22 protein-coding genes are annotated in these 24897 nt (G+C 72.4%); 13 read left to right on the forward strand and 9 right to left on the reverse strand.

The window, feature by feature from the left end; translation table 11 throughout:
• Window positions 1–142: 142 nt before the first annotated feature.
• From WME79_RS47255 to polA, 4 genes are all read left to right on the forward strand, one after another.
• Window positions 143–2080, forward strand: coding sequence for a S8 family serine peptidase (locus WME79_RS47255; RefSeq protein WP_437529073.1), 1938 nt, complete (start codon window positions 143–145; stop codon window positions 2078–2080).
• Between the two features lie 86 nt (window positions 2081–2166).
• Window positions 2167–2370 (forward strand): hypothetical protein, encoded by a 204-nt coding sequence (locus WME79_RS47260; protein ID WP_437529075.1) that lies wholly within the window; start codon window positions 2167–2169, stop codon window positions 2368–2370.
• 19 nt (window positions 2371–2389) lie between these two features.
• Window positions 2390–3721, forward strand: coding sequence for a carboxypeptidase regulatory-like domain-containing protein (locus WME79_RS47265; protein ID WP_437529078.1), 1332 nt, complete (start codon window positions 2390–2392; stop codon window positions 3719–3721).
• A 33-nt stretch (window positions 3722–3754) separates the two neighbouring features.
• A complete protein-coding gene (polA, locus tag WME79_RS47270; RefSeq protein ID WP_437529081.1) occupies window positions 3755–6457 on the forward strand; it encodes a DNA polymerase I in 2703 nt (900 codons plus the stop codon).
• Window positions 6458–6754: 297 nt separating this feature from the next.
• Here polA and rpsT read toward each other — a convergent pair whose 3' ends face one another.
• The 4 genes from rpsT to WME79_RS47290 form a co-directional block, all read right to left on the reverse strand.
• Window positions 6755–7039: a 30S ribosomal protein S20 gene (gene rpsT, locus WME79_RS47275; protein ID WP_437529084.1), complete on the reverse strand. Its 285-nt coding sequence runs from the start codon at window positions 7037–7039 to the stop codon at window positions 6755–6757.
• A 13-nt stretch (window positions 7040–7052) separates the two neighbouring features.
• Window positions 7053–7241, reverse strand: coding sequence for a hypothetical protein (locus tag WME79_RS47280; protein ID WP_044967265.1), 189 nt, complete (start codon window positions 7239–7241; stop codon window positions 7053–7055).
• 92 nt (window positions 7242–7333) lie between these two features.
• Window positions 7334–8839 (reverse strand): hypothetical protein, encoded by a 1506-nt coding sequence (locus WME79_RS47285; RefSeq protein WP_437529088.1) that lies wholly within the window; start codon window positions 8837–8839, stop codon window positions 7334–7336.
• On the reverse strand, window positions 8836–9423 hold the full coding sequence (locus WME79_RS47290) for an RNA polymerase sigma factor (protein WP_437529091.1): 588 nt from the start codon (window positions 9421–9423) through the stop codon (window positions 8836–8838). Before WME79_RS47290 ends, WME79_RS47285 begins: the two co-directional genes overlap by 4 nt.
• A 383-nt stretch (window positions 9424–9806) precedes the next feature.
• On the opposite strand from WME79_RS47290, the gene WME79_RS47295 reads away from it, so the two are divergent.
• Complete coding sequence (locus WME79_RS47295; RefSeq protein ID WP_437529094.1) at window positions 9807–11144, forward strand: S41 family peptidase; 1338 nt, start codon at window positions 9807–9809, stop codon at window positions 11142–11144.
• A 45-nt stretch (window positions 11145–11189) separates the two neighbouring features.
• Here the strand turns inward: WME79_RS47295 and WME79_RS47300 are convergent, their stop codons facing one another.
• The 4 genes from WME79_RS47300 to WME79_RS47315 all read right to left on the reverse strand — a co-directional run bounded on the left by WME79_RS47300 (window position 11190) and on the right by WME79_RS47315 (window position 16370).
• Window positions 11190–12437 (reverse strand): FAD-binding protein, encoded by a 1248-nt coding sequence (locus tag WME79_RS47300; RefSeq protein WP_437529097.1) that lies wholly within the window; start codon window positions 12435–12437, stop codon window positions 11190–11192.
• Window positions 12416–14197, reverse strand: a complete 1782-nt coding sequence (locus WME79_RS47305; protein ID WP_437529100.1) for a glycerol-3-phosphate dehydrogenase/oxidase — start codon at window positions 14195–14197, stop codon at window positions 12416–12418. Before WME79_RS47305 ends, WME79_RS47300 begins: the two co-directional genes overlap by 22 nt.
• Window positions 14198–14280: 83 nt before the next feature.
• On the reverse strand, window positions 14281–15024 hold the full coding sequence (locus tag WME79_RS47310; RefSeq protein WP_437529103.1) for a glycosyltransferase: 744 nt from the start codon (window positions 15022–15024) through the stop codon (window positions 14281–14283).
• Window positions 15021–16370: a protoporphyrinogen/coproporphyrinogen oxidase gene (locus WME79_RS47315; RefSeq protein WP_437529105.1), complete on the reverse strand. Its 1350-nt coding sequence runs from the start codon at window positions 16368–16370 to the stop codon at window positions 15021–15023. The genes WME79_RS47310 and WME79_RS47315 overlap by 4 nt, the downstream gene beginning before the upstream one ends.
• 229 nt (window positions 16371–16599) lie before the next feature.
• Between WME79_RS47315 and WME79_RS47320 the strand changes: the two genes are divergently transcribed.
• From WME79_RS47320 to WME79_RS47340, 5 genes are all read left to right on the forward strand, one after another.
• Complete coding sequence (locus WME79_RS47320) at window positions 16600–18582, forward strand: aconitase family protein (RefSeq protein ID WP_437529108.1); 1983 nt, start codon at window positions 16600–16602, stop codon at window positions 18580–18582.
• A 134-nt stretch (window positions 18583–18716) separates the two neighbouring features.
• On the forward strand, window positions 18717–18947 hold the full coding sequence (locus WME79_RS47325; RefSeq protein WP_012241296.1) for a TIGR04563 family protein: 231 nt from the start codon (window positions 18717–18719) through the stop codon (window positions 18945–18947).
• Window positions 18948–18989: 42 nt separating this feature from the next.
• Window positions 18990–20054, forward strand: coding sequence for an alpha/beta fold hydrolase (locus tag WME79_RS47330; RefSeq protein WP_437529111.1), 1065 nt, complete (start codon window positions 18990–18992; stop codon window positions 20052–20054).
• Complete coding sequence (locus WME79_RS47335) at window positions 20051–21241, forward strand: hypothetical protein (protein ID WP_437529114.1); 1191 nt, start codon at window positions 20051–20053, stop codon at window positions 21239–21241. Before WME79_RS47330 ends, WME79_RS47335 begins: the two co-directional genes overlap by 4 nt.
• A 91-nt stretch (window positions 21242–21332) precedes the next feature.
• Entirely contained in the window at window positions 21333–21785 is a 453-nt protein-coding gene (locus WME79_RS47340; protein WP_437529117.1) for a YbjN domain-containing protein, read from the forward strand.
• A gap of 42 nt (window positions 21786–21827) precedes the next feature.
• On the opposite strand, the gene WME79_RS47345 is transcribed toward WME79_RS47340, so the two are convergent.
• The gene (locus WME79_RS47345; RefSeq protein WP_437529120.1) at window positions 21828–23114 is read right to left on the reverse strand and encodes a formylglycine-generating enzyme family protein; all 1287 of its coding nucleotides are present in this window, start codon (window positions 23112–23114) and stop codon (window positions 21828–21830) included.
• A gap of 62 nt (window positions 23115–23176) precedes the next feature.
• Here WME79_RS47345 and WME79_RS47350 point away from each other — a divergent pair, with 62 nt between their 5' ends.
• From WME79_RS47350 to WME79_RS47360, 3 genes are read left to right on the forward strand one after another with little or no spacing between them, the layout of a single operon-like run.
• Window positions 23177–23464 carry a hypothetical protein gene (locus WME79_RS47350; protein ID WP_437529123.1) on the forward strand — a complete coding sequence of 96 codons (288 nt, stop codon included), beginning with the start codon at window positions 23177–23179 and terminating at the stop codon, window positions 23462–23464.
• A gap of 10 nt (window positions 23465–23474) precedes the next feature.
• Window positions 23475–24437 (forward strand): prepilin peptidase, encoded by a 963-nt coding sequence (locus WME79_RS47355; RefSeq protein ID WP_437540080.1) that lies wholly within the window; start codon window positions 23475–23477, stop codon window positions 24435–24437.
• On the forward strand, window positions 24434–24793 hold the full coding sequence (locus WME79_RS47360; protein ID WP_437529125.1) for a YXWGXW repeat-containing protein: 360 nt from the start codon (window positions 24434–24436) through the stop codon (window positions 24791–24793). Before WME79_RS47355 ends, WME79_RS47360 begins: the two co-directional genes overlap by 4 nt.
• Window positions 24794–24897: the final 104 nt, after the last annotated feature.

Here is a 24897-nt window from a genome sequence, read left to right on the forward strand (position 1 = left end):
CAGGAAGTCAGAGATCGCCAGGATCACGGCGCCGCACCTGCCGGGCCTGGCGGCCTGGCGCCTGTCGGCGCCGTCTGTCGCCTCGCCGGACGCATGGCTGCTCGCGGGCAGCGGCGCTACCTTGGCCGGTGAGGAGACCCGCATGCACACGTCTCGCCTTCTGCGTTGGCCAGGGACCGCAAATCTCCGAACCGGACGCGCGCTCGCGACGTCGCTGCTCGCCGCGGCAGCGGTGGTCGCAGCGGCGGGTGCGGCCAGGGCCGAGGATGGGACGGACGGCCAAGGCGCCGGGGCCGTCCTCGCGGCGCGCTCGCCGGGGATGCTCGAGCCTCGCCTTCCTGGATACGTCAACCCTGCGCTGCCCGTCGACGTCGGCCCGTCGCTGCGCGGCCCGGACGTCTTGATTGAACCGGTCGCGACCGCGGGCGAGCCGCTGTACGGCATGGCCTCCGAGCTCGACGAGACCAGCTACGACATCCCCGGGCAGATCGTCGTCGACGCGCGCGACGACCTCGACGACGCCTCGCTCGCGGACCTCGTGCGCGACTTCTCGCTGCGCGTCGTCAAGCCGACCGCGCTCGTCTCGGAGACCCGGATCCAGATCGCCACGGTGGACGGTCCCGTCAGCGCGACGCTGGAGCGGCTCGCGAAGGATCCGCGCGTCGAGGCTGCGGAGCCGCTCGCCCGGGTGGTCGCCTCGTTCGTCGCGAACGACCCGCTGATGAAGGACCAGTGGCACATGGCGCGCGTGGGCGCCGAGCGCGCGTGGGACTTCGCCTCCGGTCGCGGCGTCACCGTCGCCGTGGTCGACACCGGCATCGCGTGCGAGGACCACGGGCCCTTCACCAAGGGGACCGACCTGGCCTCGACCGAGTGCGTGGAGGGATGGAACTTCGTCACCAAGACGAACCACGCGAACGACGACCAGGGCCACGGCACGCACGTCGCCGGGACGATCGCGCAGTCGACCAACAACGGCCTCGGCGCGGTGGGGCTCGCGTTCCACGCGCGGCTCATGCCGGTCAAGGTGTTGAACGAGAGCGGCTGGGGCACGACCGCCGACGTGGCCGACGGCATCCGGTGGGCGGCCGAGCACGGCGCCCAGGTCATCAACCTGAGCCTCGGCGGCCCGCGCAACTCCAAGGTGCTCCAGAGCGCGATCGACGATGCGGTCGCGCGCGGCGCGGTCGTCGTCGCGGCGGCCGGCAACACCGGCGGGCGCGTGCAGTTCCCCGGCGCCTCCGATGGCGTCATCGGCGTGAGCGCCACCGACGCGAACGACAAGATCGCGAGGTTCTCCTCGCGCGGCCAGGGCGTCGACGTCGCCGCGCCCGGGGTGAACGTCACCCAGCAGACCATCTGCAACCGCGGGCGCGACAAGTGCCAGAACTACTACGCATACAGCGGCACCTCGATGGCCGCGCCCCACGTGGCCGGCGCGGCGGCGCTGCTCGTGAGCCTCGGCGTGTCGGACCCGCGCGCGGTCGAGGACGCGCTCCGCGCAGGCGCGCGCGCCGTCGACGACTCCGACGGCGGCAAGCTCCTCTACGGGGCCGGCATCCTCGACGCCGCGAGCTCGGTCGTGCGCGTGACGCAGAGCCACATCGTCGTGCGGCTGCTCGCGCTGCTGGTGCTCGCGACGTGGGTCGCGCGCCGCGCCCGCAAGAAGGACGCGAGCGCCACGAGCCCGTGGCGGGCGAGCTTCCTCCTCCCGGCGCTCGCGGCAGGGCCGGGGCTGTTCTTCTTCGCTCCGTGGCTCCTGCCGCGCGTGGATCTCGCCGTCGACGTGCTGGCCCGGCCGATCGCCGACCTCGACCTGCTGATCGGCGCGTCGGTCCACCGCTGGCTGCCGCTCGCCAACGCGCTCGTCCCGCTCGGCCTCACGGCGATCTTCTTCGGCGTGAAGAGGCTCCGGCCAGCGATCGCGGGCTTCGCCGTCGGCACGGCGGCCTACCTCACGTCGGTCGTCCTGCTCGGCGAGGCCGCCGGTCCCTTCGGCCGGATGGCCCTCGTCGTGTGGTGCGCGGTCAACGCCGCGGCCTGCCTCTGGATCGCCCGGACGAACCTGTCCACGCGCTGAGCCGGCGCCTGCCGCGCTCGCTCCATGGCCGGGCGGTGCGCCCGGCCGTCATGACCACCCTGCAAAAACGAGCTAGGATGCCGGCGATGCGGTCCGGCACCTTGCTCCTACCTTTTGTGCTGCTCCTCGGGGCGTGCGGCGGCTCCTCCAGCGAGACGCCATGGCCCGCCGAGCCACGCGGCCCCGCGCTCGGTCCCACGGATGAGGCGTCGCCGGACGGGCCGGCCGACGCGAGCGCAGCCCCTCAAGGCGCGGGCGAAGGCTCGGACGAGGCCGACGCCGGCCGGTGAACCGGCGGCGGAGGATGGCATGGCGGACAGCCGGATGGCAGGCGCGCAGCGGAGGGCCTGGCTCTCCGCTGCGCTGCTCTCCGTCGCGCTGCTGGTCATGCCGCTCCTCGTCTGGCTGCTCCTGCCGCGGCCCAGCCCCGTGATGCCGGCCCGGCGCGAGCCGGCCGCTGCGCTGCTCCCTCCACCGCAGCCGGAGCTCACGGCGCCGCGCGAGGCCGAGGCACCGCCGGCGCCGCCAGCTCCGCCAGCGCCGCGCGAGGTCACGGCCGCGAGCGTGGGGCCGGTCCGCGGCGTCGTGCTGGATCCGGAGGGCCACCCGAGCGCCGGCGCCGTGGTCAACTGCCGCGAACCGCCGGGCGTGTCGGCCAGCGCCGACGGCGAGGGGCGCTTCGAGCTGCCGTCCGAGGCCGACGGCTGTACCGCCACCGCCGCGCTGCCTCCGTACGGCGACGCCGAGCCCACGCGCGTCGCCGCGGGCCGCGACAACGTCCTTCGCCTGCTCGCCGCAGGCTCGATCGTGGGCGAGGTCGTGGATCCCTCGGGCAGGCCCATCGAGGCGTACCTCCTGGCGATCGAGTCGTTCACGCCGGCTGGGTCCGGCGCGCACGGGAGCGTGAACGGCCGCGCGCGCAAGGTGTCGGATCCGGGCGGCGCCTTCCGGTGGGACGCGCTCGCCCCGGGCCGCTACGTGCTGACGGCGAGCTCGGCCGGGCGCCCGCCAGCGCGGAGCCGGGCCGTCGACGTCGAGGCGGGCCGCGCCGCCGAACGCGTGCGGATCGTACTGGCGCAGGGCGCGACGCTGAGGGGCAGGATCGTCGACGCCGCGTCGCGCGCGCCGGTCGTGGAGGCGCAGGTCGAGCTCGACTCCGCGACCTCATCGGGCGCGAACGCGATCTCGCTCGCGCTGACCGACGCGAACGGCGACTACGAGCTCGAAGGGGTGCCGGCCAGCGGCCCGTTCTCGGTGCGCGTGCGCCACCAGCAGTACATGGCCAAGATCGTGTCCGGCCTCGACGCGCGCGGCGCGCAGTCGACGCGCGTCGACGTCGAGCTCCGCCAGCTGGAGGACGGCGGGGCGCGCGAGGAGCTCACGGGCATCGGCGCGATGCTCTCGCTCTCCTCGGGCCGCGTGATCATCGCAGGCGTCGTCGAGGGGGGGCCTGCGGCGTCCGCCGGGCTCATGGCTGGCGACGTCATCGCCCGCATCGACGGCCGGCCCACGACCGACCTGGAGCTCGCCGACTGCATCCAGCGCCTCCGCGGCCCGGCGGGGACGGTCGTCGCCGTCGGCGTGGAGCGGGAAGGGCGCACCCTCGACGTGACGATACGGCGCGACGTCGTGGTTCGGTGAACGGCCGCGCGCCGAGGTGCTAAGGGTCGGTCCATGTCCACGCGCCCTACCGCGCTTCCCCCGGCCGGAGCTCCGGACGTCCTCTACCTCGTCGACCTGTCGGGCTACGTCTTCCGCGCCTACCACGCGATCAGCCCGCTCACGAGCCCGAGCGGCGAGCCGACCCACGCGACGTACGGCACCGTCGCGATGCTCACGAAGCTCGTGGACGAGCGGAAGCCTGCGTACCTGGGCGTGGCGATGGACTCGCCGGGCAAGACGTTCCGCGACGAGCTCGACCCCCGCTACAAGGCTCACCGGCCCCCGCCGCCGCCCGATCTCGGGGTGCAGATGAACCGCTGCCGGGAGATCGTCGAGGCGTACCGCATCCCGATCTTCATCCAGGAGGGGCTCGAGGCGGACGATCTCGTCGCCGTCGCCGTCGCGCGGGCCAAGGAGCAGGGGCTGCGCGTCGTCATCGCGTCGAGCGACAAGGATCTGATGCAGCTCGTCGACGGCGAGCAGGTGACGCTCTGGGACGCGATGCGCGACAAGGTCTACGGGCACCCCGAGGTCGTCGCGAAGTTCGGGGTGCCGCCGGAGCAGGTGCGCGACCTGCTCGCGCTCGTAGGCGACACCTCGGACAACGTCCCTGGCGTCCCCGGCGTGGGCATGAAGACGGCCGCCGAGCTGCTCGCGCAGTTCGGCTCGCTCTCGGCGATCTACGAGCGCATCGGTGAGGTCAAGAAGCCTCGCATCCGGGAGTCGCTCCAGCAGAACGAGGTCGACGCGCGCCTCTCGCAGAAGCTCGTGACGCTCGACGGCGGCGCGCCCGTATCGCTCGACCTCGAGACGCTGCGCTACGGCGGCGCGGACACCGGCAGGCTCCGCGAGCTCTTCACCGAGCTCGGCTTCTCGCGCTTCCTGAAGGCGGTCCGCGCGCCCGAGCCGACCGCGCGCGCGGCGACCTACCGGGTCCTGACGACGCGCGAGGAGCTCGAGGGCTTCGCCAGGTCGGCGCGCGCGGCCGGCCGCCTCGCCCTCGACGTGCTCGCGACGAGCCGCGAGCCGATGAGCGCCCACGTCTGCGGCTTCGCGCTCGCCTGCGAGCCGGGGCAAGCCGTGTACGTCCCGCTGGGCCACCGCTACCTCGGCGCGCCGGCCCAGCTCTCGATGAGCGACATCGACGCGGTGATGGGCCCGCTGCTCGCCGACCCCGAGCTCCCGAAGGTCGGCCACGACGTCAAGTTCTGCGAGGTGATCCTCCTGCGGCACCGCATCGGGCTCGTGGGCGTCTCCTTCGACACGATGCTGGCGAGCTACCTGCTCGATCCCGAGGGGAAGAACCAGCTCCACGAGCTCGCCGAGCGCGAGCTCGGCGCCAAGATGCAGACCCTCGACGAGGTGGCCCCGAAGCGCCGCGGTCAGGCGCAGCGCGCCCTCGACGAGATCGAGCTCGGCGAGGCGTCGAGCTACGGGGCCGCGTTCGCCGACGTCGCGCTCTCGCTCACCGACCGGCTGCGCCCGCGGCTCCGCGCCGAGAAGCTCGAGGATCTGCTCGTGCAGATCGAGCTGCCCCTCTCCGCCGTGCTCGCGGAGATGGAGCTCACGGGCGTCCTCGTCGACCCGAAGGCGCTCGGGCAGCTCGGCGCGCAGATGACGACGGAGCTCGCCGCGCTGGAGCAAAAGGCGCGCGAGATCGTGGGGCACGACATCAACCTGGCGTCGCCGAAGCAGCTCGAGGCGGTCCTGTTCGACGAGCTCAAGCTGCGCTCTCAGCGCAAGACGAAGACCGGCCGCTCGACCGACGCCGACGTGCTCGAGGCGCTCTCGGAGGAGCACCCGTTCCCTGGGGTGGTCCTCGAGCACCGTGCCATCGCCAAGCTCAAGGGAACGTACGTCGACGCGCTCCCGCGCCTCGTGCACCCCGGCACGGGCCGGATCCACACGCGCTGGAGCCAGGCCGTGGCCGCGACCGGGCGGCTCTCGTCGCAGGACCCGAACCTGCAGAACATCCCGATCCGCACGGAGCTCGGCCGGATGATCCGGCGCGCGTTCGTCGCGCCGCCCGGGAGCGTGATCGTGAGCGCCGACTACTCCCAGATCGAGCTGCGCGTCCTCGCGCACCTCTCGAAGGACCCGGTGCTCGTGGACGCCTTCCGCACCGGGCAGGACGTGCACGTGCGCACGGCCATGGAGATCTTCGGCGTGGACCAGGCAGGGGTCACCGCCGAGATGCGCCGCCGGAGCAAGACGATCAACTTCGGCGTGATCTACGGCATGGGCGAGTCAGCGCTCGCCAAGCGGCTCGACATCTCGCGGGCGGAGGCGGCGCGCTTCATCGACGCCTACTTTGCGCGCTACCGGGGCGTGCACGAGTTCATGGAGGGGACGATGGCCGAGGCGAAGCGCTCCGAGTCGGTGCGGACGCTGCTCGGCCGGCGCCGCTTGCTCCCGGATCTGCGCAGCAGCGACCGCATGCGCCGCGCTCAGGCGGAGCGCATCGCGCAGAACACCCCCATCCAGGGGACGGCGGCGGATCTCCTGAAGCTCGCGATGGTGCGCGTCCCGCGCCCCGTCGTGCCCGGCGCGCGCATGGTGCTCACGGTGCACGACGAGCTCGCGTTCGAGGTGCCGGCCGAGGCCGTGGACGAGGCCAAGGCGAAGGTGCGGGAGGCCATGGAGTCGGTCTTCCCGCTCGACGTCCCGCTCGTCGTCGACGTTGGTCACGCCCCCACCTGGGCCGACGCCCATTGAAGGGGCGGGCATCCGCTGCGGAGACGGGCCCATCTCGGCGTTTTCGGTGCTCAGCGTACCGGAGTACGCTTCCGCGCCGAAAACGCCGATCTGGACCCGTCTCCTGTGCGGGTGCCCGCCGCTGGCGTCATGGGTTGGAGAGGGGCGGAAGAGCCACGCTCTCCGTGGCTGTGACGGCGGCGGCGGAACGGCAGCGAAGGTCTACGGCAACGGGGGCCTAAGGCGTTTCGGGGAGACAAAACGACGACGCCCGCTTCACCTTGCGGTGAGCGGGGCGTACGTGCGGAAGGGTTGTTCTCAGCTCGCGGCGGTCTTGGCGGCGACGCTCGCCTTGTGAAGGGCGAGGGCGAGGCGGCTCTTCACGCGCGACGCGCGCTTGGCGGGGATCGTCCCCTTCGACGCGGCACGATCGAGCGCGCTGGCCGCGGCGGTCACCAGCGCGGCGGACTCTTGCGGGACGCCCTTGAGCCCGGTGCGCGCCTTCTTGACGGTCGTGCGGAGCTCCGACTTGGCGGCGCGATTGCGCGCGGTCCTCGTGATGCGCTGGCGGTTGCGCTTGTCGGCAGATGCGTGATTGGCCATGAGAAAAGCTCTCCTACTTCTTCGCCTGCGCCTCGGCGGGCGTGGCAGCGCGCAGGGCGTCCGGCGCGTTCTGGTCGTAACCCGCCGGATGGATCGGGAACGCGGGGGTGCCGTGTGCGCGCTCGAAGCGCTTGCGGCGGGTGCCCGCCGTGCGCGCCTTGCGCCGGCGGATGCGCTGGGTTTGCTGTGTTGCGGAAACCATGGGGGCGCGAATTCTACCCACGGGGTGGGTCATGTCAACCGGGAGGTTTGGATGCCCTCCACGAGGGCGCGTTGGCGCATGGTTGCGCGTGGTTAGGGCCGGATGGTCGCGTTGACCGAGAAGGACGGCTTGGAGAAAGGACCCACGTTGGCGCCCTTGAGCGCGGACTGCACGCAGCTCGACTGGCCGTTCGACGCCGCCCACCCGCTGACGCTGACCTTGCTCACCTGGCCTGTCGACGAGAACGTGATCTGCGCCCGCGACACGTCGTCCGCGCCCGCGACGCACGCCTTGGCGCTGCCCATGACCGAGCCGAGCGCGGCCTGGACCGAGCCCTGCGACGGCTGTTCGGGGATGTTCTGCTGCCGGAGCGGACCCGACGCTGGCACCGGCGCCTCCGAGATGACCGCCGGCTGTCGCTCCCCGTTGTCGCCCACGGCCGCCTGCATGGCCGAAGGGAGGTCCCCCGGCTTGCCAGCCGCCGCCGGCGCAGCCACGGTCTTTCCGTGCTCAGGCTTCGGCGACGCGGCAGGCGTGGCCGGCGCCTCGACGGCCGTCGGCGCAGGAGCGCCGCCGCCGACAGGGGCGGGTGGCGCCTTGGGCGCCGCGGCGAGCTTCTCCTCCGCTTGCACGGGTTGCTCGATCTCGACGCTCTCCTTCGGCGCCGTGGCGACCGGAGCAGCCGGCTCCACGCGCGTGTCGCCGCGGGGCGCGGCGGTCGCCGCGACGGTGGTTGTCGCGGGCGACGCAGTCGTCGCGATCTCCTGCTGCGGTGGAGCCGTCGTCTTCACCATGACCGTGACCGCCGCAGCCAGCCCCAGGGCCGCGACAGCCGCGCCGGCGATCCTCCCGCCGGATCGCTTCTTCGCCGGAGCCGAGGCCACGGGCGCGGACGGGGCGCGGCGCGCTGCCACGGGCATCACCGCTGCCGCCTTCGCGTCCCGGAACCGATCCGCCGCGCCAGGCTGCGCCGTTTCGGAGGCCTCCACCTCCGAGGGCGCCGACGCGTTGAGCCGGTTCAGATCGATGACACCGGAGTCCTCGGGCACCCCCTCCGCCGGCCGCATGGACGGCGACGACGCGCGGGCGCCGCCGTAGAGCGAGCCGCGCCCCGGCAGCGGGGACACACGCCCTGGCGGCGCCGAGCTGCGTCCCGAAGCCGGCAGCGGCGTCGAGAGCGCAGAGCCGCTCATCGCGGGCATACCGCTCGCGCGACCCGGCGCCTGGCTGACCCGCTCGGCGATCTCCTTCAGCGACTGGCGTCTTTTCTCCGGCGGCCGCGACAAGGTGCCACCCGACAGGCTCTCAGGCTTCGAGGCCCTGGCTGCTTGTGATCCGTCCCCCATGGTGCTGCGTTCTCCTGATGCGCGTGCTTCGCGCGAAGGGTCCTCCGTCTGCTCCTCGCCTGGCGCTGCGGTGAGGTCGGGGGGGGCGAGGAGGTCGGCTGCCGCCTCGGTGTCCTCCGAGCGCCGGGAGATGGCGATCTCGACGATGTGAGCGGCCCGCGTCTCCCACGCCTCCTCGTCGTTCGTCGAGGGCGCGGGGGCAGGCCAATCGTTGAGCATCCCGTCGAGGTCGAGCTTGTCGGTGACGTTCATTCGGCGTCCCCTCCGAAACCGCGCTCCGCGAGGTATACACGGAGCTTGCGGCGCGCCTCGTGGACGCGCCAGGCGACTGTTCCTTCCGGACAACCCAGGATCCTGGAGGCGTCCTCGTGGGGCACGCCGTCGATGCACACGAGGATGAGCGTCGTCCGCAGCGTGTCCGAGAGCGCGTCGATGCCGTCGCAGAGCGCGGCCGCGAGCTCGCGCCGCTGGGTCGACGCGGCCGGATCGACGCCGTGGCTCGGGCGCGTCTCGAGCAGCAGCCCCTCGATCCGCGGATCGTCCGCGGGGGTCGAGTTCTTGCTCGGCTTGCGGGCCCGGATCATGTTGAGCGAGAGGTTCACGGCGATCCGGTAGAGCCAGGTGAACGGTTCGCTCCGGCCGTCGAACCGGTCGAGCGCCTGATAGGCCCGGACGAAGGTCTCCTGCGTCACGTCCTCTGCCTCCGCGCCCGAGCGGACAAGGTGGAACGCCAGCCGGAAGATGCGCTTCTGATAGCGACGAACCAGCACCCCGAACGCCTGGGCATCTCCGCTCCGGGCTTGATCGACGAGCTCACGATCGGTGGGTTTGGCCATCCTAGCCGCCTCGGGGTGCGAGTTGTCTCCCGCGCACGGACGACAGCGCAGCCGCGGACACCTCCTCGCGACGGCCCTCGACCGTCTCGGCGAGAGAAGCCCCTCGCGGCGAGCCCCGCTTCGCGAAGGCGAAGCCGGGCGATGAGGAGGCAAGTTCCACGTTCAGGCGCGCGAAGATAGCCGAACACTCCTCTTAGGACAAACCATGCGCCCGGAGCTTGGGCGCCGTGGTGATCTCGTCGACTGGCGGGCGATACGCCCGCGCTGGCACATCGAAAGCCTGCGCGGCGCCCCACCCCACAGGGCGCCGCGCAGGCGTCTGAACGAGCGCGGCCGTCGCCGGCGCACCGCGCCGCCGCCCGTACCGCTGCTATGGTCGGCGGATGCAACGCTTCTCGAGCTGGATGCGCACCCTGGGGCTCATCGCTGCGGCCTTCGCAGGAGGAGCGGCGACTTCCCACCTCGCGGGCGCGAGCACACAGGCGCAGAGCCCCTACGCTCCGCTCGAGCAGCTCGCGCGCGTGCTCGTGCTCGTGGAGAACAACTACGTCGAGCCGGCGCAGCGCAGCAAGATCATCGACGGCGCCATCAAGGGGATGGTCGCGGAGCTCGACCCGCACTCGGCGTACATGAACTCCTCGGAGTTCGCCCAGTTCCAGGAAGAGACGGGCGGGACGTTCGGCGGCGTCGGCATCGAGGTCGACGCCAAGGACGACAACATCACCGTCATCGCGCCGATCGAGGGCTCGCCGGCGGCGCGGGCGGGCATCCGCTCCGGCGATCAGATCATCGCGATCGACGGCCGCCCCGTGCGCGGCGAGCGCCTCGACAAGCTTGTGAAGATCATGCGCGGGGCGCCCGGCTCCCGGGTGAAGCTCACGATCCGCCGGCAGGGCGTGCCTGAGCCCCTCTCGTTCGACCTCACGCGGGAGCAGATCCACGTCACGAGCATCGCGGCGAAGCGCCTCGACCGGGACATCGCGTACGTCCGCGTGAAGCAGTTCCAGGACGGCACCCACGAAGAGATGCTCCGCGCCGCGGCGAGGCTGCGCGCCGCATCGAAGGCGCCGCTGGCCGGCGTGATCCTGGACCTGCGTAACAACCCCGGAGGCCTCGTCAACGAGGCGGAGGCCGTGGCCGACGAGCTCCTCTCCTCGGGGACGATCTACTCGACGCGCCAGCGCAATCAGGTCGTCGACGAGGCGAAGGCGCACGACGGCGGCGCGTTCGCCTCGCTGCCCATCGTCGCGCTGGTGAACGAGTACTCCGCGAGCGCCGCCGAGCTCGTCGCGGGCGCCCTGCAGGACAGCGGGCGCGCCGTGCTCGTCGGCGCGACGACCTTCGGCAAGGGGTCGGTGCAGACCATCTACGAGCTGCCCGGCGGCGCCGGGGTGAGGCTCACGACGATGCGCTACTACACGCCGAACGGGCGCTCGATCCAGGCCCAGGGCATCCGGCCGGATGTCGTCATCGAGAGCGCGCCCCAGCAGATCCCGGCCTCCATCCTCCGCGAGCAGGATCTCGAGGGACACCTCCCCGCCGAAGGGGCGATGGGCGACCGTTCGCCGAGGGCCGTGCTTGTCGAGAAGCGCGCCGAGACGGCCGCGGCGGCCGGCTCCGAGGGCGACATGCCCTCCGATCCCACCCGAGGGAGCGACTTCGCGCTCGCCGTCGGGTACCAGCAGCTCCTCCGCGCCATCCCGGCGATCCGCCAGCGCTGAGGATCGCGCGTCGAGCGACCAGCGCCGGGCGCCGGTCGACGCGCGTCAGGCCTCGGCGCCGGCGCGGAGCCCCGTCGTCACCGCGTCGAGCACGGTGCGCGCCCTCCCCGCGATCGTCGCCCCGGCCGCCAGGATCCCCGGTGCGGCGCGGACGCCCTCGCACCGCACCCCCACCGCCTCCAGCGCGCCCGGGCGCTCGCCGCGGGGCCACGCGACGACGTCGAGCTCCGGGCCCTGCATGGAGCTCACCACGCCGAACGCGCCGCGATCGTCGCCCATCGTGACGGGCGCGGCGATCGAGAGCGCGAACGGCGCAGCGCCGCGCGCCGGGAAATCGGCGCCGGCGCCGCCCTCGGGCGGCGTGTACGCGATCCCGCCGCCGGCGAGACCGCCGATCGCCAGGACCACCCCGTCCGCCGCGAGCGGCACGTCCTCCCCCTCGACATGGATCGTCACGCCTTCGTCCGGCGCCCCTGGCTCCGGGTGCCCTCCGCTCACCGCGCGCACGCGGCCGTGGCGCTGAACCGCCCCGATCGCGGCGAGCAGCGCGTCGCGCGCCGCCTCGAAGCGGAGCCCCGCGGGCGAGCCGGCGCCCATCAGCGCCTCGCCCACCGGGACGCCGAGGCGGGCCGCGAGCGCCTCGGCGCGCGGAGCGCTCGCGCCGAGCCACGGGCCGAGCAGGATCGCCCCCGCGCCGCCCGCGCCCTCGAGCGCCTGGCGGAGCCGATCGAGGAGCCAGGAGAGCCGCGCCGGGTCGTCGTGCCGGGCCGCGAGATCGCCGTCGGCGATGTGCCGCTCGTCGTCGAAGCGGAGGACCGGCGCGTCGACCGGCAGGAAGCGGAGCCCCCGCGCCCGGGCGAACGGCTCGTCCGTGAGCGCCTCCGCGAGCGCGTCCGCGTCCCACGCGGCGCGCGCCGCGCGCGGGACGAGGACGCGCGTGCGGCGGAGCGGGCCAAGGTCGAGCAGTGAGCGATCTCTGCCGCGGGCGGGGCGGATCCGCCCCGCGACGGTCGCGAGGCGCACGCCCGCCGCCTGCGGCAGCTCCCACAGGCCCAGCTCCGCCGCGAACTGCCTCGCCGCCGGCGCGAGATCGCTCGCGGGCAGGTCGCCGCCGAGCAGCCGCGACGCCCGCTCGAGCTGCTCCCACGGCATGTCGTCTACCGCGCCGCCCGCGAGCGCCGTCTCGCCGACGCCCGCGGAGATCACCGAGACCCGGGCCCCGCGCCGCCGCGCGCTCCACGCGGCGGCGAGCCCGGCGACGCCCGCGCCGATCACGAGGATCGATCGCGCCACGCCCTCTCCTCCGGCTCCCGCGCGGCGCGCGGCGCGCGACGATCGGCGTCCTCGCACGCCGCCGCCGCCTCGTCGTCTGCGGGCGCGCCGAGCTCCGACCGGACGCTGGCGATCGCGAGGGCCTCCTGCCGCGCCTGATCCGGGCCGAGCGCGACGGCGCGGGTCACCGCCTGCCGCGAGAGGAACGCTACCGCTTGCCGCATCCCGTCGCGCGGCGGGAGCGAGAGCTCCTGCGCCACGATCTGCCCGCACCGCGCTGCGCAGCGCATGCCCCCGCACGCGCCCAGGCCGAGGCGCGTGCGGCGCGCGACGTCGGCGACGCTCCGGGCGAGCTCGTGCCGGAGGACATAACGCACCTCGGCCTCGATCACGGGCTCGCAGGGGCACACCGTCGCGGCCTCGCGCGGCCGCTCTCGCACGCGCTCCTCGATCCGGAGCGCGCGCGAGCCGTGCCGGTATACGAGCCGCCGGGCGGCCACCGCGTCGATCTCCATCCGCCGCGAGAGCGCGAGCGCGTCCACCGCGCGATCGCCGCCGGGCAGCGCGGTCGTGTGCGTCACGCAGCGGGCGCCGAGGTCGAAGCGCCGCGAGAGGACGTCGGTCATCTCCTCGGCGAAGAGCCGGAAGCTGGCCAGCTTGCCGCCGATCATCGAGTAGAGGCCCGGCGCGCCGTGCGCCGCGTGATCGACGATCTGGTGCTCGCGCGAGAGCGCGTCCTCGGTGGGCCCGAACGCGTAGAGCGTGGGCCGCACGCCCGCGAACGTGCCGATCGCGCGCGCCTCGTGGATCTGCGGGAACACGCGGGCGATGCCCTGGACCAGGTACCTGACCTCCTCGCTCGTCGCGCGGACCTGATCGAGATCGCCGTAGAAGTCGTCGTCGGTCGTGCCGATGACGCTCATGTTCTCCCACGGCTCGAGGAAGATCTGGCGGCCGTCGATCGTCCTCGCCATGATCGCGTAATTGGTGAGGCGCCGGTCGAACACGACGTGCACGCCCTTGCCGGGCCGCACGCGCGAGCTCGCGGCGGGGAGGCCGGCGAGCGATGCGGTGATCGGCGACCACGCGCCTGTCGCGTTCACGATCGTGCTCGTGCGGAGCCGCCCGCCTTCCCCCGTCGTGCGGTCCCGGTAACGGACGGCGACGACCTCGCCGGTGTCCTCGCGGCGCTCGATCCGCTCGACCGTGTGCCCCACGTAGACCTTGGCCCCGCGCTCGATCGCGTCGACAGCGTTGGCGACGCAGAGCCGCGCGCCGTCGATCCCCCACTCGTCGAAGCTGAAGCCGCCCACCAGGTCGCCGTGCAGCCCCGGCTCGAGCCGGCGGAGCTCGTCGGGCGACAGGCGCGCGTGCGGCTTGCCGCGCTTGAGCGGCTGGTAGTTGTCGTACGCCTCGAAGAAGGCGTCCGCGAGCGGGTAGAGGAGGCGCCCGTGCCGCGCGTTCTCGAACGGGACGAGGAAAGGGATCCGGAAGAGCAGGTGCGGCGCGATCGCCTGGATGTGGCCCGAGTCGCGGCACGATTTCTCGGTCACCTGCGGATCGCTGGTCAGGTACCTGAGCCCGCCGTGGATCATGCCGCTCGAGTTGCCGCTCGCGCCGAACGCGAGATCGTTGCGCTCGAAGAGGGCGACCCTCAGGCCCCTCTGCGAAGCGTCACGCGCGACCCCCACGCCGTTCACGCCGCCGCCGATGACCACGACGTCCACGTCGGTGTCCGCGCGGCGAGCCGGTCTTGCGGCGCTCGAGAGGAGGATCGTCACCTGCGGCGTATAGCATGCCAGAATTTTTCCACGAGCGGGCCCGGCCTCGCGCGCGGCGCAGCGAATGCTGGAAGCGCCGGCCGTCAGCCGCGGACCCGGATGGCCCAGGTCAGCTTCGCGAGGCTGCGCAGCACGTTCGGGACGCGGCGGGTGAGGTTGATCGACGGACGCCGCTTCTCCAGCACACGGACGGGGATCTCTTCGATCCGCAGGCCAGCGCGGTAGGCGCGGATGACGAACTCGCTGGCGAACACGTCCTTGTCCACGACGCAGTCGCGCGCGACCCCGAGGAGCGGCTCCCGCAGGAACGCCTTGAGCCCGTGCGTGTCCGTCCCACGGAAGCCGAGCGTGGCGCGGAGGAGCCCGTTGTACACCTGGCTCGCCGCGTGCCGCGCCCACGGGCGATCGTCGCGCGCCCCCTGGATGAGCTTGGACCCGATCACCATGTCGACGCCGCCTGCTCGCAGCATCGCGATGGCGCGGCGGTGGAAATCCACGTCGCAGAGGTCGATCTCATCGCAGAGCACGAAGCGCCCGCGCGCCCGCTCGATGCCCGCGCGGAGCGCGGCCCCGTAGTTCGGCTCGCCGATCGAGAAGTGCCGCACTTCCGGGTACTTGCGCTCAAGCTCACCCGCGATGCCGAGGGTCCCGTCGCGCGAGCCGTTCTCGGCGAGCACGAGCTCCCAGCGCCAGCCGAACGGCGAGAGCCGCTCGCGCAGATCCACGACGGCGGCGTGGAGGATCGCCTCCTCGTTGTAAACGGGGATGACAATGGAGATCTCCGGCGATCCGCCCGCATCCTCGCGGTCAGGCTCGGCTGTGCTCACGGCGCGCCTCCGAGGAGCGCCTGCGCGCGGTGCGCCGCGTCGCGCCCGAAGTGGAGCGCGTCCTCCATCGAGGAGTAGTTCCAGCCGCCGTAGCGCCCGCACGAGAGGATGCGCTGGCCATCTAGGAACGGCCGCACCGCCTCCAGTGAGCTGAAGTAGCTGTGATCGAACACGACGTACGCGTGGTCGATGCGGCGCAGGCGGGCGAAGCGGATGGCGCTCGGGGCGGGGATGAGGCCCATCTCGACGAGGCCTTCGGCGACGCGGGGGAGCAGCGCCGCGAGATCGGGCTCGGCGCGATCGGCGAGCTCGACGTAGAGCCCGGCCTTGCCTGGCGGGGCCATGGCGGCGGAGAAGTGGGAGTAGCAGCCCACGCGGTAGAACGGGTACTTCGCCTCCGGGACGTACACCCAGTGCAGCGGCTGCCCGCACGGCGTGTCGAGCGCCACATCGAGGTAGTAGAGGTGCGTGCAGCGCAGCCGGGAAGCCGCCTCGCCGACGGCGCGAGGCGCGTCCGAGAGGAGCCTGACGAGCGCGGGCAGCGGCGCGGACGAGACGAGCACGTCGTACCGGACGATCTCGTCGTCGAACACCAGCTCGCGCGCACGCCAGTCGATCGACCTGGGAGAGCGGCTGAGCTCGATCGCCGGCGTTCCCGCGTCCCGCGGCCGCTGCTCGGCGAGCGCTCGCGCGAGCCCGTGCGTCAGCTGTCCGATGCCGAGCCGCGGATAGAGGAACCTCGCGTTATAGCCGAGCTCCCGGTCGTTCAGCCCGACCGCCCCGGCGAGCACGTCCTCCAGCTTCGGTATCGGGACGAAGCGGGAGCACCAGTCGGCGGTGATCTCGCTCGGGTGCACGCCCCAGAGGCGGCTGTTGTAGGGGATCATGAAGTGGCGGCTGATCCCCTCGCCGAAGTGCGCCAGACAGAACTCCTCGAAGTTCCTGGGTTGAGGTCTGTCCTTGGCGAAGTGCGCCTCGATGAAACCGCGGAGGCAGTCGTAGGCCACCGCGGGCGGCAGGCCGAACGTGTTCGCCTGGAACGGATAGCGGGTGTACGTGCCGTTCGACCAGATCATCGAACGTCGCTCGATCTCGAGCGGGTCGGGGCCTAGCCAGCTCAGCGCGAGCTCCCGGGTCGCGGGGTCGCGCAGGTGGAGGAGGTGCCCTGTCCGATCGAAGCGGAAGCCGGCGTCCTCGAGCGTGATCGCGTGGCCGCCCGGGCGCGGCAGGCGCTCGAACACCCGGTGCGGCACGCCGGCCCGTCCCAGGTGATACGCCGCTGCCATGCCCGTCAGGCCGGCGCCGAGGATCGCGACGGGAACGCTGGAGATCGTGGGTCGGGTCATCGCTCGCGGCCCGGCCGCGGCCGCGAAGACACCATCTCCCCGGTGCGTCGTCAAGGCACGCTGCCGTCCAGGCGCTCCTCGGCTCATGCTGGATTTCCTGCCTTCGACGTAAGGCGCGCGGAGCTCCGCGCGCGCCGCGCAAAGACCGCCGTTGGCGCCTCCGCCCGGAGCGACTAGGTGTGGAGAGGTCCCAGCGCGCGCGGCGCGTACCGGGGCGTCCGAGGTACAGATGCCGATCCCCCGCCGGAAGTCCGTTCAAGTCACCGGGAGGACCCTCTACCTGACCGAGGACCCGGCGCACCTGAAGCAGCAGCTGGCGGGCGGCGAGCTTCGCTTCGATCCCGAGCAGCACGCGCTGATCGACAACATCTCGACCGACGAGCTCACGCCGGGCTGGGTCTGTTACTACTACGACGAGACGCTCGCCCGTTACTGCCTGGTCGGGCTGCGCGGCGGGCATATCGAGCGTGACGCCATCAAGAACGGCGGCTTCGGCGTCATCGTCAGCGGGCGCTCGAAGGGGTGCGGCAGCTCGCGCGAGACGGCGCCGTACTCGGAGCGCGAGGCGGGGATCCAGATCGTCGTCGCGCGCAGCATCGAGAAGATCTACGGCCAGAACTGCCAGAACATCGGGCTGCTCACGACGACCGATTTCTCGCTCCTCGACCGGATCGCGCGGGGCGACGAGATCCCGATCGGCGAGTTCACCCGCGGGCTCGATCCGATCAGCGCCGACGTTGTCGAGTACGGTGGCCTCTTCGCCTACAACAAGGCGCGGATGGCCGGCGAGGTCTCGCCGCCCACCCTGGCCACGCCGCCGCGGCCGATGACGCTGTGTGAGAAGATCATCGCGGCGCACGCGATCGTGGACGCCCGGGCAGGGAAGATCGGCGTCCCCGCGGTGAAGCCTGGAGACGCGCTCTTCGCCCGCATCGACGTGCGCTTCTCACACGAGTACGTCACGCCGATGGCCGAGTCGCTCTTCCGGGCGGGCGTCGGGCCGGAGGCGGTCGTGACCGAGCCGGAGAGCGTCTTCGCCTTCCGGGATCACCTGACGTTCCTCGATCGCGTGATGCCGGAGGCCCACCTCAGGCTCGGCCTGCGGGAGCAGGCGGCCTCGCTCGCGACGGTGCAGCAGGCCTTCACCGAGCGCCACGGGATCAAGCTGTACGGCGAGGTCGAGCGCGACGGCAGGACCGTGGGCTCGGAGGCCATCTGCCACAACAAGGTGATCGAGGAACTCGCGCTGCCAGGGCAGATCGTTGCCGGGACCGACTCGCACACCTGCATGGCAGGGGCGCTCGGGTGCTTCGCGTTCGGCGTCGGCTCGACGGACATGGCGAACGCGTGGCTCACGCGCGACGTCCGCGTCGCGGTGCCGCAGTCGGTGCGCTTCAACCTGACCGGGCGGCTCGGGCCCGGGGTCACGGCGAAGGACGTGATGCTGTTCCTGCTCTCGCAGCCGTTCTGGAAGACGGGCCAGGGCATCGGCAAGGTGCTCGAGTTCGCGGGCGATGGCGTCCGCGCCATGGGGCTCGACGAGCGGGCGACGCTCACCAACATGGCGGTCGAGGCGGGCGGCTTCACGGGGATCATCGAGGCCGATGAGGAGATCGTGCGCTACCTCGTCGAACAGCGTGGGCTCGCCGCGGAGGACGTGCGCGCGCGCATCGTGCGCGCGGATCCCGGCGCGGAGTACATGGCGACGTTCGACGTCGATCTCGCGTCGGTCGAGCCGATGGTCGCGACGCCGGGCGATCCCCGGAACGGCGTGCCGCTGCGGTCGCTCGATGAGGCCTCCGGCGGTCCGGTGAAGATCGACATCGCGTACGGCGGCTCGTGCACGGGCGGCAAGAAGGCCGACATGGACATGTACGCGTCCGTGCTGCGCCGGGCGGTCGAGCAGGGCAAGCGCGTCGCTGAGGGCGTGCACCTCTACATCCAGTTCGGATCGCAGGACATCCGCCGCTACGCCGAGGCCAAGGGCTACCTCGAGATCTTCGAGAAAGCTGGCGCCGAGCTCGTCGACCCCTCCTGCGGCGCGTGCATCAAGGCCGGTCCCGGTGTATCCGACCGCAAGGAACAGGTCACGGTCTCGGCCATCAACCGAAACTTCCCGGGGCGAAGCGGGCCCGGCCAGGTCTACCTGGCCAGTCCCCTCATCGTCGCGGCGAGCGCGATTGCGGGGAAGATCGCATTCCCGGAATCATGACGCAGAGCGCCTATCGCGGTAATACACACATAGTGGCCGCAATCGGCATCATGGAAAAACGAATGCTTTCCACGGAAGTGCACCGTACGCTAAGGTGCTCTTCTGTGGCGGATCGGGAGGAGCCCCAAGAGCGTATGACCGACAAGGACACGCTGGCGAAAAACAACGAAGCCTCGAAGACGGACAAGCGGAAGCAGAGCCTCTACTTTCCGGAGTCGATGCTGCAGGAAATCAAGGAGGAAGCGGCGCGGCTCGATCGCTCGCTTTCTTGGGTTGTGCAGCGCGCGTGGAAGCTGGCGCGGATAGACATCAAAAAGCTTCCGAGTGTCAATGACGTGGCTGACGACGAGGACAGCGGCGACTAACATCGCCGCGAGCCTCGCGTAAGCCGCGTCGCTCGGGGATCGATGGGTCGAGAGCTTTTCGCCGCCGGGAAGGACGGTACGCGGATCTACGTCCGCTACCGGGAAGGTCCCGGCGGCAGCGGAAGCTTGGCCAGCGGGGTCGGGGCGGGCTCGGGACGCCTCACCGCGGTGCTTTGCGATGGCATCGCGTGCGACGGCTTCATCTGGAAGTACCTGTGGGATGACCTGGCCCGTACGGTCAACGTCGCCCACTGGAACTATCGCGGCCACGGTCGTAGCAGCTTGCCTGTAGATCCGCAGGCGGTCGAGCTGCCCGATCACGCCAGCGATCTGGCTGCGGTGCGCGCGTCGATCGGCGACGGCCCCGTGGTGCTCTTCGGGCATTCGATGGGCTGCCAGGTCGTCCTGGAGCATCTGCGGACCCACCGCGAGGGGGTGCGTGGGCTCGTGCTGGTCTGCGGCTCATCCGGCAGGATCACGCACCACTTCAAGGGTACGGACGTGCTCGCGCAGCTCTTGCCGCGGCTGATCGAGCAGGTCGACGCGTACCCGCACATCGCGCGCGCGATCTGGAGCCGCGTGCCCGCGCCGATGGCGCTGAGGATCGCGCTGCTCACGCGGGAGGTCGACGCGAGCGCGGTCACCCCGGCGGATCTGCTGCCGTACATGCGGCACATGGTCGACATCGATTTTTCGATGTTCCTCCACATGCTGCGCAGCGCCGGCGAGCACTCGACGCTCGATCTGCTCCCGCAGATCGACGTGCCCGCGCTCGTGATCGCGGGCGATCGCGACACGTTCACCCCGCCTCGCCTCGCAGAGGAGATGGCGGCCGCGCTGCCGCGCGGAGAGCTGATGATGGTGAACGGTGGCACGCACGTCGTCCCGCTGGAGCGCAAGAAGATGGTCAGCGAACGGGTGGAGCAGTTCCTGCTCGAGCGCGTCATCGGCGGCGCGTCGCTCGGGGCGAGCGCGCGTGCGTCAGGCATGCAGCCTCCGACCGATGACGGGCGCCCGCGGTCGCTGGCCGAGGAGGCGTCGTCGCAGCGTCTAGCCGAGGGCGGGTCCTCGCCGGACCATCCGCGCGGGCTCTCGAAGGACGGATGAGCCGGTGCGCGCGAGACCTGCGCGCCCCCGGAGCGGCGCGCGGGCTGCTGCGGCGCCTCGGCGGCGTGGGGACGCAGCACATGTTCGTCGCGGCGGCGCTGCTCGCAATCTCGTGCGCGCGGCCATCGTCCGAGCATAGCGACGGGTCCGTCGGTGCGATCGCTGCGCTCGTCGACGACGAGATCGCGCCCGCCATCGGCGCGCCCCCGGCGCACCCGCCAGCCGAGCCGCACCCGCCGGCCGAGGTGCGCCCGCCGGCCGAGCCGCGCTCGTCTCCTGCGTCGAGCGCCTGGGCCGCGGGGGACGCGCGCGTTGCGCGTGCCCTCCAGCGCTCGCCCCTGCGCGCGCTGCGGCTCACGGGCAAGGTGGCGGACGGCCGGTTCGAGGCGACGCTCTCGCTGGGCGCACCCACAGAGGGAGCGGCGCCGCGCGAGGTGAAGGTGAAGCTCGCGCCGGCGCAGAAGAAGGCCCCGCTCGCGTTCCGGCGGCCGCTCGCGTTCTACCGCATGGCGAGGGCGCTCGGCGCGCATGTCGTGCCCGCGGCAGCAGCGCGACGCATCGGCATCGGCGAGCTCGCAGCCCTCATCGGCCGAGAGCCGAACGCACGCAAGCTGCTGCGTCGCTTCGCCGTCATGAACGACGGGACGGTCGACGCGCTGGTCCTCGCGCCCGCTCCCGGTCCGCCCGGCCCGCGCTGGCTCTCGCCTCGCCGGCGGTCCGTGCGCTTCGACGACGCGCCCGAGCTCGATGTGTGGGCGCGCTGGGCCCGGTCGCCCTCGCCTGTGCGCGGCGAGCGCGCGGTCATCCTCCGCGATTACCTCGAGGTGCTGGTGCTCGATTACCTGGCGGGCAACGGGCTCCGGAAGGAAATCGTCATCGACGTGCACGCCGGAGCGCTCAGCCTCGAGGCCAACGGGAGCGCCTTCCCGCTGCACGTGAAGGCACACGAGCTCGATCGGCAGCTCGAGCGCCTCGTGGAAGCGGTGCGGTTCCCCCGGGCCCTTCGCGACGCGCTCGTGCGCTTCGGCCCCGAGCAGGCCGCCGCGGCGCTGCGTCCCGGCGGCATCGAGGAAGAGCTGGTGCCGCCGCGCGCGCTCGTCGAGCTCGAGGAGCGGAGGCAAGCGCTGCTCAGTCTGATCGCGGCGAAGCTCGCCGACCGGGGAGAGGACGCCGTCCTCAGCCTCTAGCGCTCCCCGCCTCCGGCGCTTGGCCCTGCGAGGGGGCTTTCAGCGCGCCGCATCTTGATCTCCGGCGGCGGCAGGGCGATCACGTCACCCCGTGATCGACGTGGCGACCCTGCAGCGCTGGACGGAGGAGATCGGCTATAGCGCCGAGCTGACGAAGCCGTCCACCCTGCGCATCCGTCCGCGCGAGGAAGGGATCGTCGAGCTCCCTCCGTTCTACGTCCAGTGCACCGAGAACTGGGTCGTGCTCTCGATGTTCGGCGTGCTCGATCTGCTCGACACGCAGCGCGACGCCCAGGGCGGCGCTGCAATGCCGCCCCTGGCCGAGGGCACCGGCCACCAGGTGCTCGGCCTGCTCCGTCACCTGCTCGAGGCCAACCGCGACATGCGCGTCGCCAAGTTTGCCCTCGATGATCGGAACGAGATCCTGCTGTGCGCCGAGCTGCCCACCGAGTCGCTCGACCGCTCGGAGTTCGTCGACGCGGTCGAGCGGATCATCGAATACGGTACGACCTACCAGCACACCCTGCTGTGCGCCGACACCTGAGGCGCCGGGGCGCGTCGGTGTCCGGTCCGCGCCGCCGCGGGGTCACTTCTGCGTGATCACCACGCGGCTGTCGTCCCGGTAGGTGATGTTGCCGGACTCGCCGCGGCAGTCCCAGCAGGTCGCCCACGCGAGCCGTCGCCGCACGTAGCCGTTGAACCCGAGCGCGAGCGGCCCCGGATCGTCCTTGAGCAGCAGCGACGACGCGATGCGGTAGCGGTCTCCAGGGAGCTTCAGGAACGCGACGATGAACGCGTCGTCGTCGGCCTTTCCCGTCACGACGAGCACCTCCTCGCCCGGGACCGGGTTCCAGAGCAGCGGAGACGTCGTGAGCGTGGTGTTCGGGGGCGGGCCCGCCTCGGGCTGGCTCGCCGGAGCGCCGCTCGGCGAGAGCCGCGTCCGGCCCCGGCTGAGCACGGCGTTCGCGTCGTCGGGCTCCTTGAAGAAGGAGATCTGCCCGCCGAGATCGCGCAGCTGCGGCACCGACGCGAGCAGCTCTGCGACCTGCTGCGGCCCGATCTCCGCGCGCCGGAACGTCTGCTGCCACTGCGGCGACGGGATCGACGCCGCGTTCGGCGCGCCGTGGCAGCACCGGAAGCCGATGTCGTCGCCCGACACCGCCGGATCGACCGCCGCGCGGCGCGCGCACCGGTGATCGACGGCGCTCGCGCTCGCCGTGGCCCCGCGCACGGCGGCGGCCTTGGGCTGGAGGTTCTCGATCGGCGCGATGTCGCTTGCGGTCCACTCGCGCAGCGCAGCGCCCATCCCGACGACGCCGAACCCCGATGCGCACGACGCGGGCGCCTTGGCGCACGCCGGGTCCCACGCCGCGCCGCCCGCGTAGGGCGTCCCCTCGGGGCCCTTGCACGCGCGCTCCCACTCGAGCTCGGTGCACAGCCTCCCGCCGGCCTGCTGGCAGAGCTCCGAGGCGCGCGCCCGCGTCACCCCGGTGAGCGGAGCCTGCGCAGGATCGTTCGGGTACAGGGTGCGATCGACGGTGAAGCCGCCCAGCTCGACGTCGAGCAACGCCGGCTCGAGCGTCGGATCGCGCCCCTTGTCCCCGGGCGTGCTGCCCGCGACGAGCTTTCCCGCAGGGATCTCGATCCGCGCCGGCCCGGCCGCCGCGGCGCCGGCCCGCGGCGTCGCGCTCGCAGCGGGCGACTCGTTCTCGGCCGCCTCGAGCACCTTCCCTTGGGGCGCGGGCGCCTGTGGGGCGCCTCCGTCCGCGCGCCTCTCCCCGGGCTCTCGCTGCTCGGCGCGGCTGCAGCCGGCCCCTCCGGCGATACCGGCGGCCAGCAGGATCAGGGCAACGGCAGGCGTCCTCGTCGGCACGGTTCCTCGTGAGCGCCTCGCCTTATGTCGCAGGACCCCTCGCCCGTCAAAGTGCCCGCGCTATGCTGGCCCGGATGGGGCAGGGCGTGAGCGGCGCACCGGATCCGATGGCCTCGCAGATGGCGCAGCTCCTCGCTGGCAGCGATCTCGACGAGCTGCGCGAGATCGTGAGGCGGTGGGTCGCCGAGGCGCCGACCGAGGGTGTGCGCCGTCACTACCAGGAGCTCGGCGGCCGCCTCGTCGACCTCAAGGCGGCGCTCGCCGAGAACCCCGTGCAACCCACGATCGCGGAGCTCGAGCAGGCGCTCACGATGATGCTCCGGCTCGCCGCGTCGAGCCCGAGGACGTGAGCCCCAGGTGATGCTCGCCGATTTCCCTCCGTGGTTCCTGCGCGCCTTCGGGCTCTGCTTCGGCCTGCTCTGGGGGAGCTTCCTCAACGTCGTCATCCACCGCGTCCCGCGCGAGCTCAGCGTCGTCCGTCCGGGCTCGTGCTGCCCGGCGTGCGGCGCGCCGATCCGCGCCTACGACAACATCCCCGTCCTCAGCTACCTGCTGCTGCGCGGCCGCGCTCGCTGCTGCGGTGCGCCCGTGTCGCCGCGGTATCCCCTGGTGGAGGCGGCGGGCGGTTTGCTCTCGCTCGCGATCATCGAGGTCATCATCCTCCGGCTCCCCGGGACGACGCCGGCCCTCCACGCGCTCGCCACGTACACCGCCGACCTGGCGCTCGCGCTCGGGCTGCTCGCGGCGACGTTCATCGACCTCGAGCACATGTTCATCCCCGACTCGATCACCATCGGCGGCGCGGTGCTCGGCGTCGCGACCGCGTCGCTGCGGTCGATGGGCTTCGTTGACGCCCTCGTCGGCGCCGCGGTCGGCTTCGGCATCGTCTGGCTCCCGTTCGTCGTGATCTACCCGCGGATCCGCGGCGGCCGCGTCGGCATGGGCCTCGGCGACGCCAAGCTCATCATGCTGGCGGGCGCGTGGTTCGGCTGGGGGGGCGCCCTGTTTGTGCTCGGCGCCGGCGCCATCCAGGGCTCGATCATGGCCATCGCCATGCTGCTCCTGCGCGGGAGCATCGAGGAGCCGGAGGCGGTGCGCCTCGAGCGGGAGCAGATCCGCGCCGAGCTCGCGGCCATGTCCCCCGAGGAGCGGGCCGCCGCCGAGGAAGAGCTGGCGCAAGATCCGCTCGCGGAGGAGCCCCGCGAAGGGTTCGGTCAGGCGCGCATCGCGTTCGGCCCGTTCCTCGCGCTCGCGACGCTGGAGTGCTTGCTCGTCGGCCGCGACGTCCTGGACGCGTACCTCTCGTGGATCGACGCAGGATGAACGCCGCTCTGCGCCGCGCGCTCGGGATCCCGCTCGCGTCGCTCCTCGTGCTCGCGGGCTGCGGCAGCTCGCTCCCGCTGCCTCCGACCGGCCCTCACCTGCCGAGCGAGACGACGGTGGTCGTGCCGTACCCTCCGCCGCCTGCGCGGGTCGAGATCATCTCGCCGTCCGAGCGGCCTGGCGATGTGTGGATCGACGGCGAGTGGCAATGGCGGAGCCGCCGCTGGGCGTGGCAGCAGGGACGATGGGAGCCCGTCCCGCCGGGCGCGTACTTCGCGCCTGCCACCACCGTGCGCCGCGCAGACGGATCCCTTGTGTGGTTCGCCGGCGTGTGGCACCTCCCCGGCAAGAAGTGATCGACACCGCGGCCGAGCGATGGGAATCCACCTCGTGCCGAGGTGCCCGCCGCCCGATCGGCATCGGCGAGCCAGCTCGGCGTGCCATCCTCTGCACGGATCGA

It is taken from the genome of Sorangium sp. So ce726 (assembly GCF_051521405.1).
Lineage (GTDB): Bacteria > Myxococcota_A > Polyangia > Polyangiales > Polyangiaceae > Sorangium.

What these genes read in the sequence shown, in the direction of transcription:
- WME79_RS47255 (WP_437529073.1), top strand. Translation starts at nt 143, where the DNA reads ATGCACACGTCTCGCCTTCTGCGTTGGCCAGGGACCGCAAATCTCCGA.
- WME79_RS47260 (WP_437529075.1), top strand. Translation starts at nt 2,167, where the DNA reads ATGCGGTCCGGCACCTTGCTCCTACCTTTTGTGCTGCTCCTCGGGGCG.
- WME79_RS47265 (WP_437529078.1), top strand. Translation starts at nt 2,390, where the DNA reads ATGGCGGACAGCCGGATGGCAGGCGCGCAGCGGAGGGCCTGGCTCTCC.
- polA (WP_437529081.1), top strand. Translation starts at nt 3,755, where the DNA reads ATGTCCACGCGCCCTACCGCGCTTCCCCCGGCCGGAGCTCCGGACGTC.
- rpsT (WP_437529084.1), bottom strand. Translation starts at nt 7,039, where the DNA reads ATGGCCAATCACGCATCTGCCGACAAGCGCAACCGCCAGCGCATCACG.
- WME79_RS47280 (WP_044967265.1), bottom strand. Translation starts at nt 7,241, where the DNA reads ATGGTTTCCGCAACACAGCAAACCCAGCGCATCCGCCGGCGCAAGGCG.
- WME79_RS47285 (WP_437529088.1), bottom strand. Translation starts at nt 8,839, where the DNA reads ATGAACGTCACCGACAAGCTCGACCTCGACGGGATGCTCAACGATTGG.
- WME79_RS47290 (WP_437529091.1), bottom strand. Translation starts at nt 9,423, where the DNA reads ATGGCCAAACCCACCGATCGTGAGCTCGTCGATCAAGCCCGGAGCGGA.
- WME79_RS47295 (WP_437529094.1), top strand. Translation starts at nt 9,807, where the DNA reads ATGCAACGCTTCTCGAGCTGGATGCGCACCCTGGGGCTCATCGCTGCG.
- WME79_RS47315 (WP_437529105.1), bottom strand. Translation starts at nt 16,370, where the DNA reads ATGACCCGACCCACGATCTCCAGCGTTCCCGTCGCGATCCTCGGCGCC.
- WME79_RS47320 (WP_437529108.1), top strand. Translation starts at nt 16,600, where the DNA reads ATGCCGATCCCCCGCCGGAAGTCCGTTCAAGTCACCGGGAGGACCCTC.
- WME79_RS47325 (WP_012241296.1), top strand. Translation starts at nt 18,717, where the DNA reads ATGACCGACAAGGACACGCTGGCGAAAAACAACGAAGCCTCGAAGACG.
- WME79_RS47330 (WP_437529111.1), top strand. Translation starts at nt 18,990, where the DNA reads ATGGGTCGAGAGCTTTTCGCCGCCGGGAAGGACGGTACGCGGATCTAC.
- WME79_RS47335 (WP_437529114.1), top strand. Translation starts at nt 20,051, where the DNA reads ATGAGCCGGTGCGCGCGAGACCTGCGCGCCCCCGGAGCGGCGCGCGGG.
- WME79_RS47350 (WP_437529123.1), top strand. Translation starts at nt 23,177, where the DNA reads ATGCTGGCCCGGATGGGGCAGGGCGTGAGCGGCGCACCGGATCCGATG.
- WME79_RS47355 (WP_437540080.1), top strand. Translation starts at nt 23,475, where the DNA reads ATGCTCGCCGATTTCCCTCCGTGGTTCCTGCGCGCCTTCGGGCTCTGC.
- WME79_RS47360 (WP_437529125.1), top strand. Translation starts at nt 24,434, where the DNA reads ATGAACGCCGCTCTGCGCCGCGCGCTCGGGATCCCGCTCGCGTCGCTC.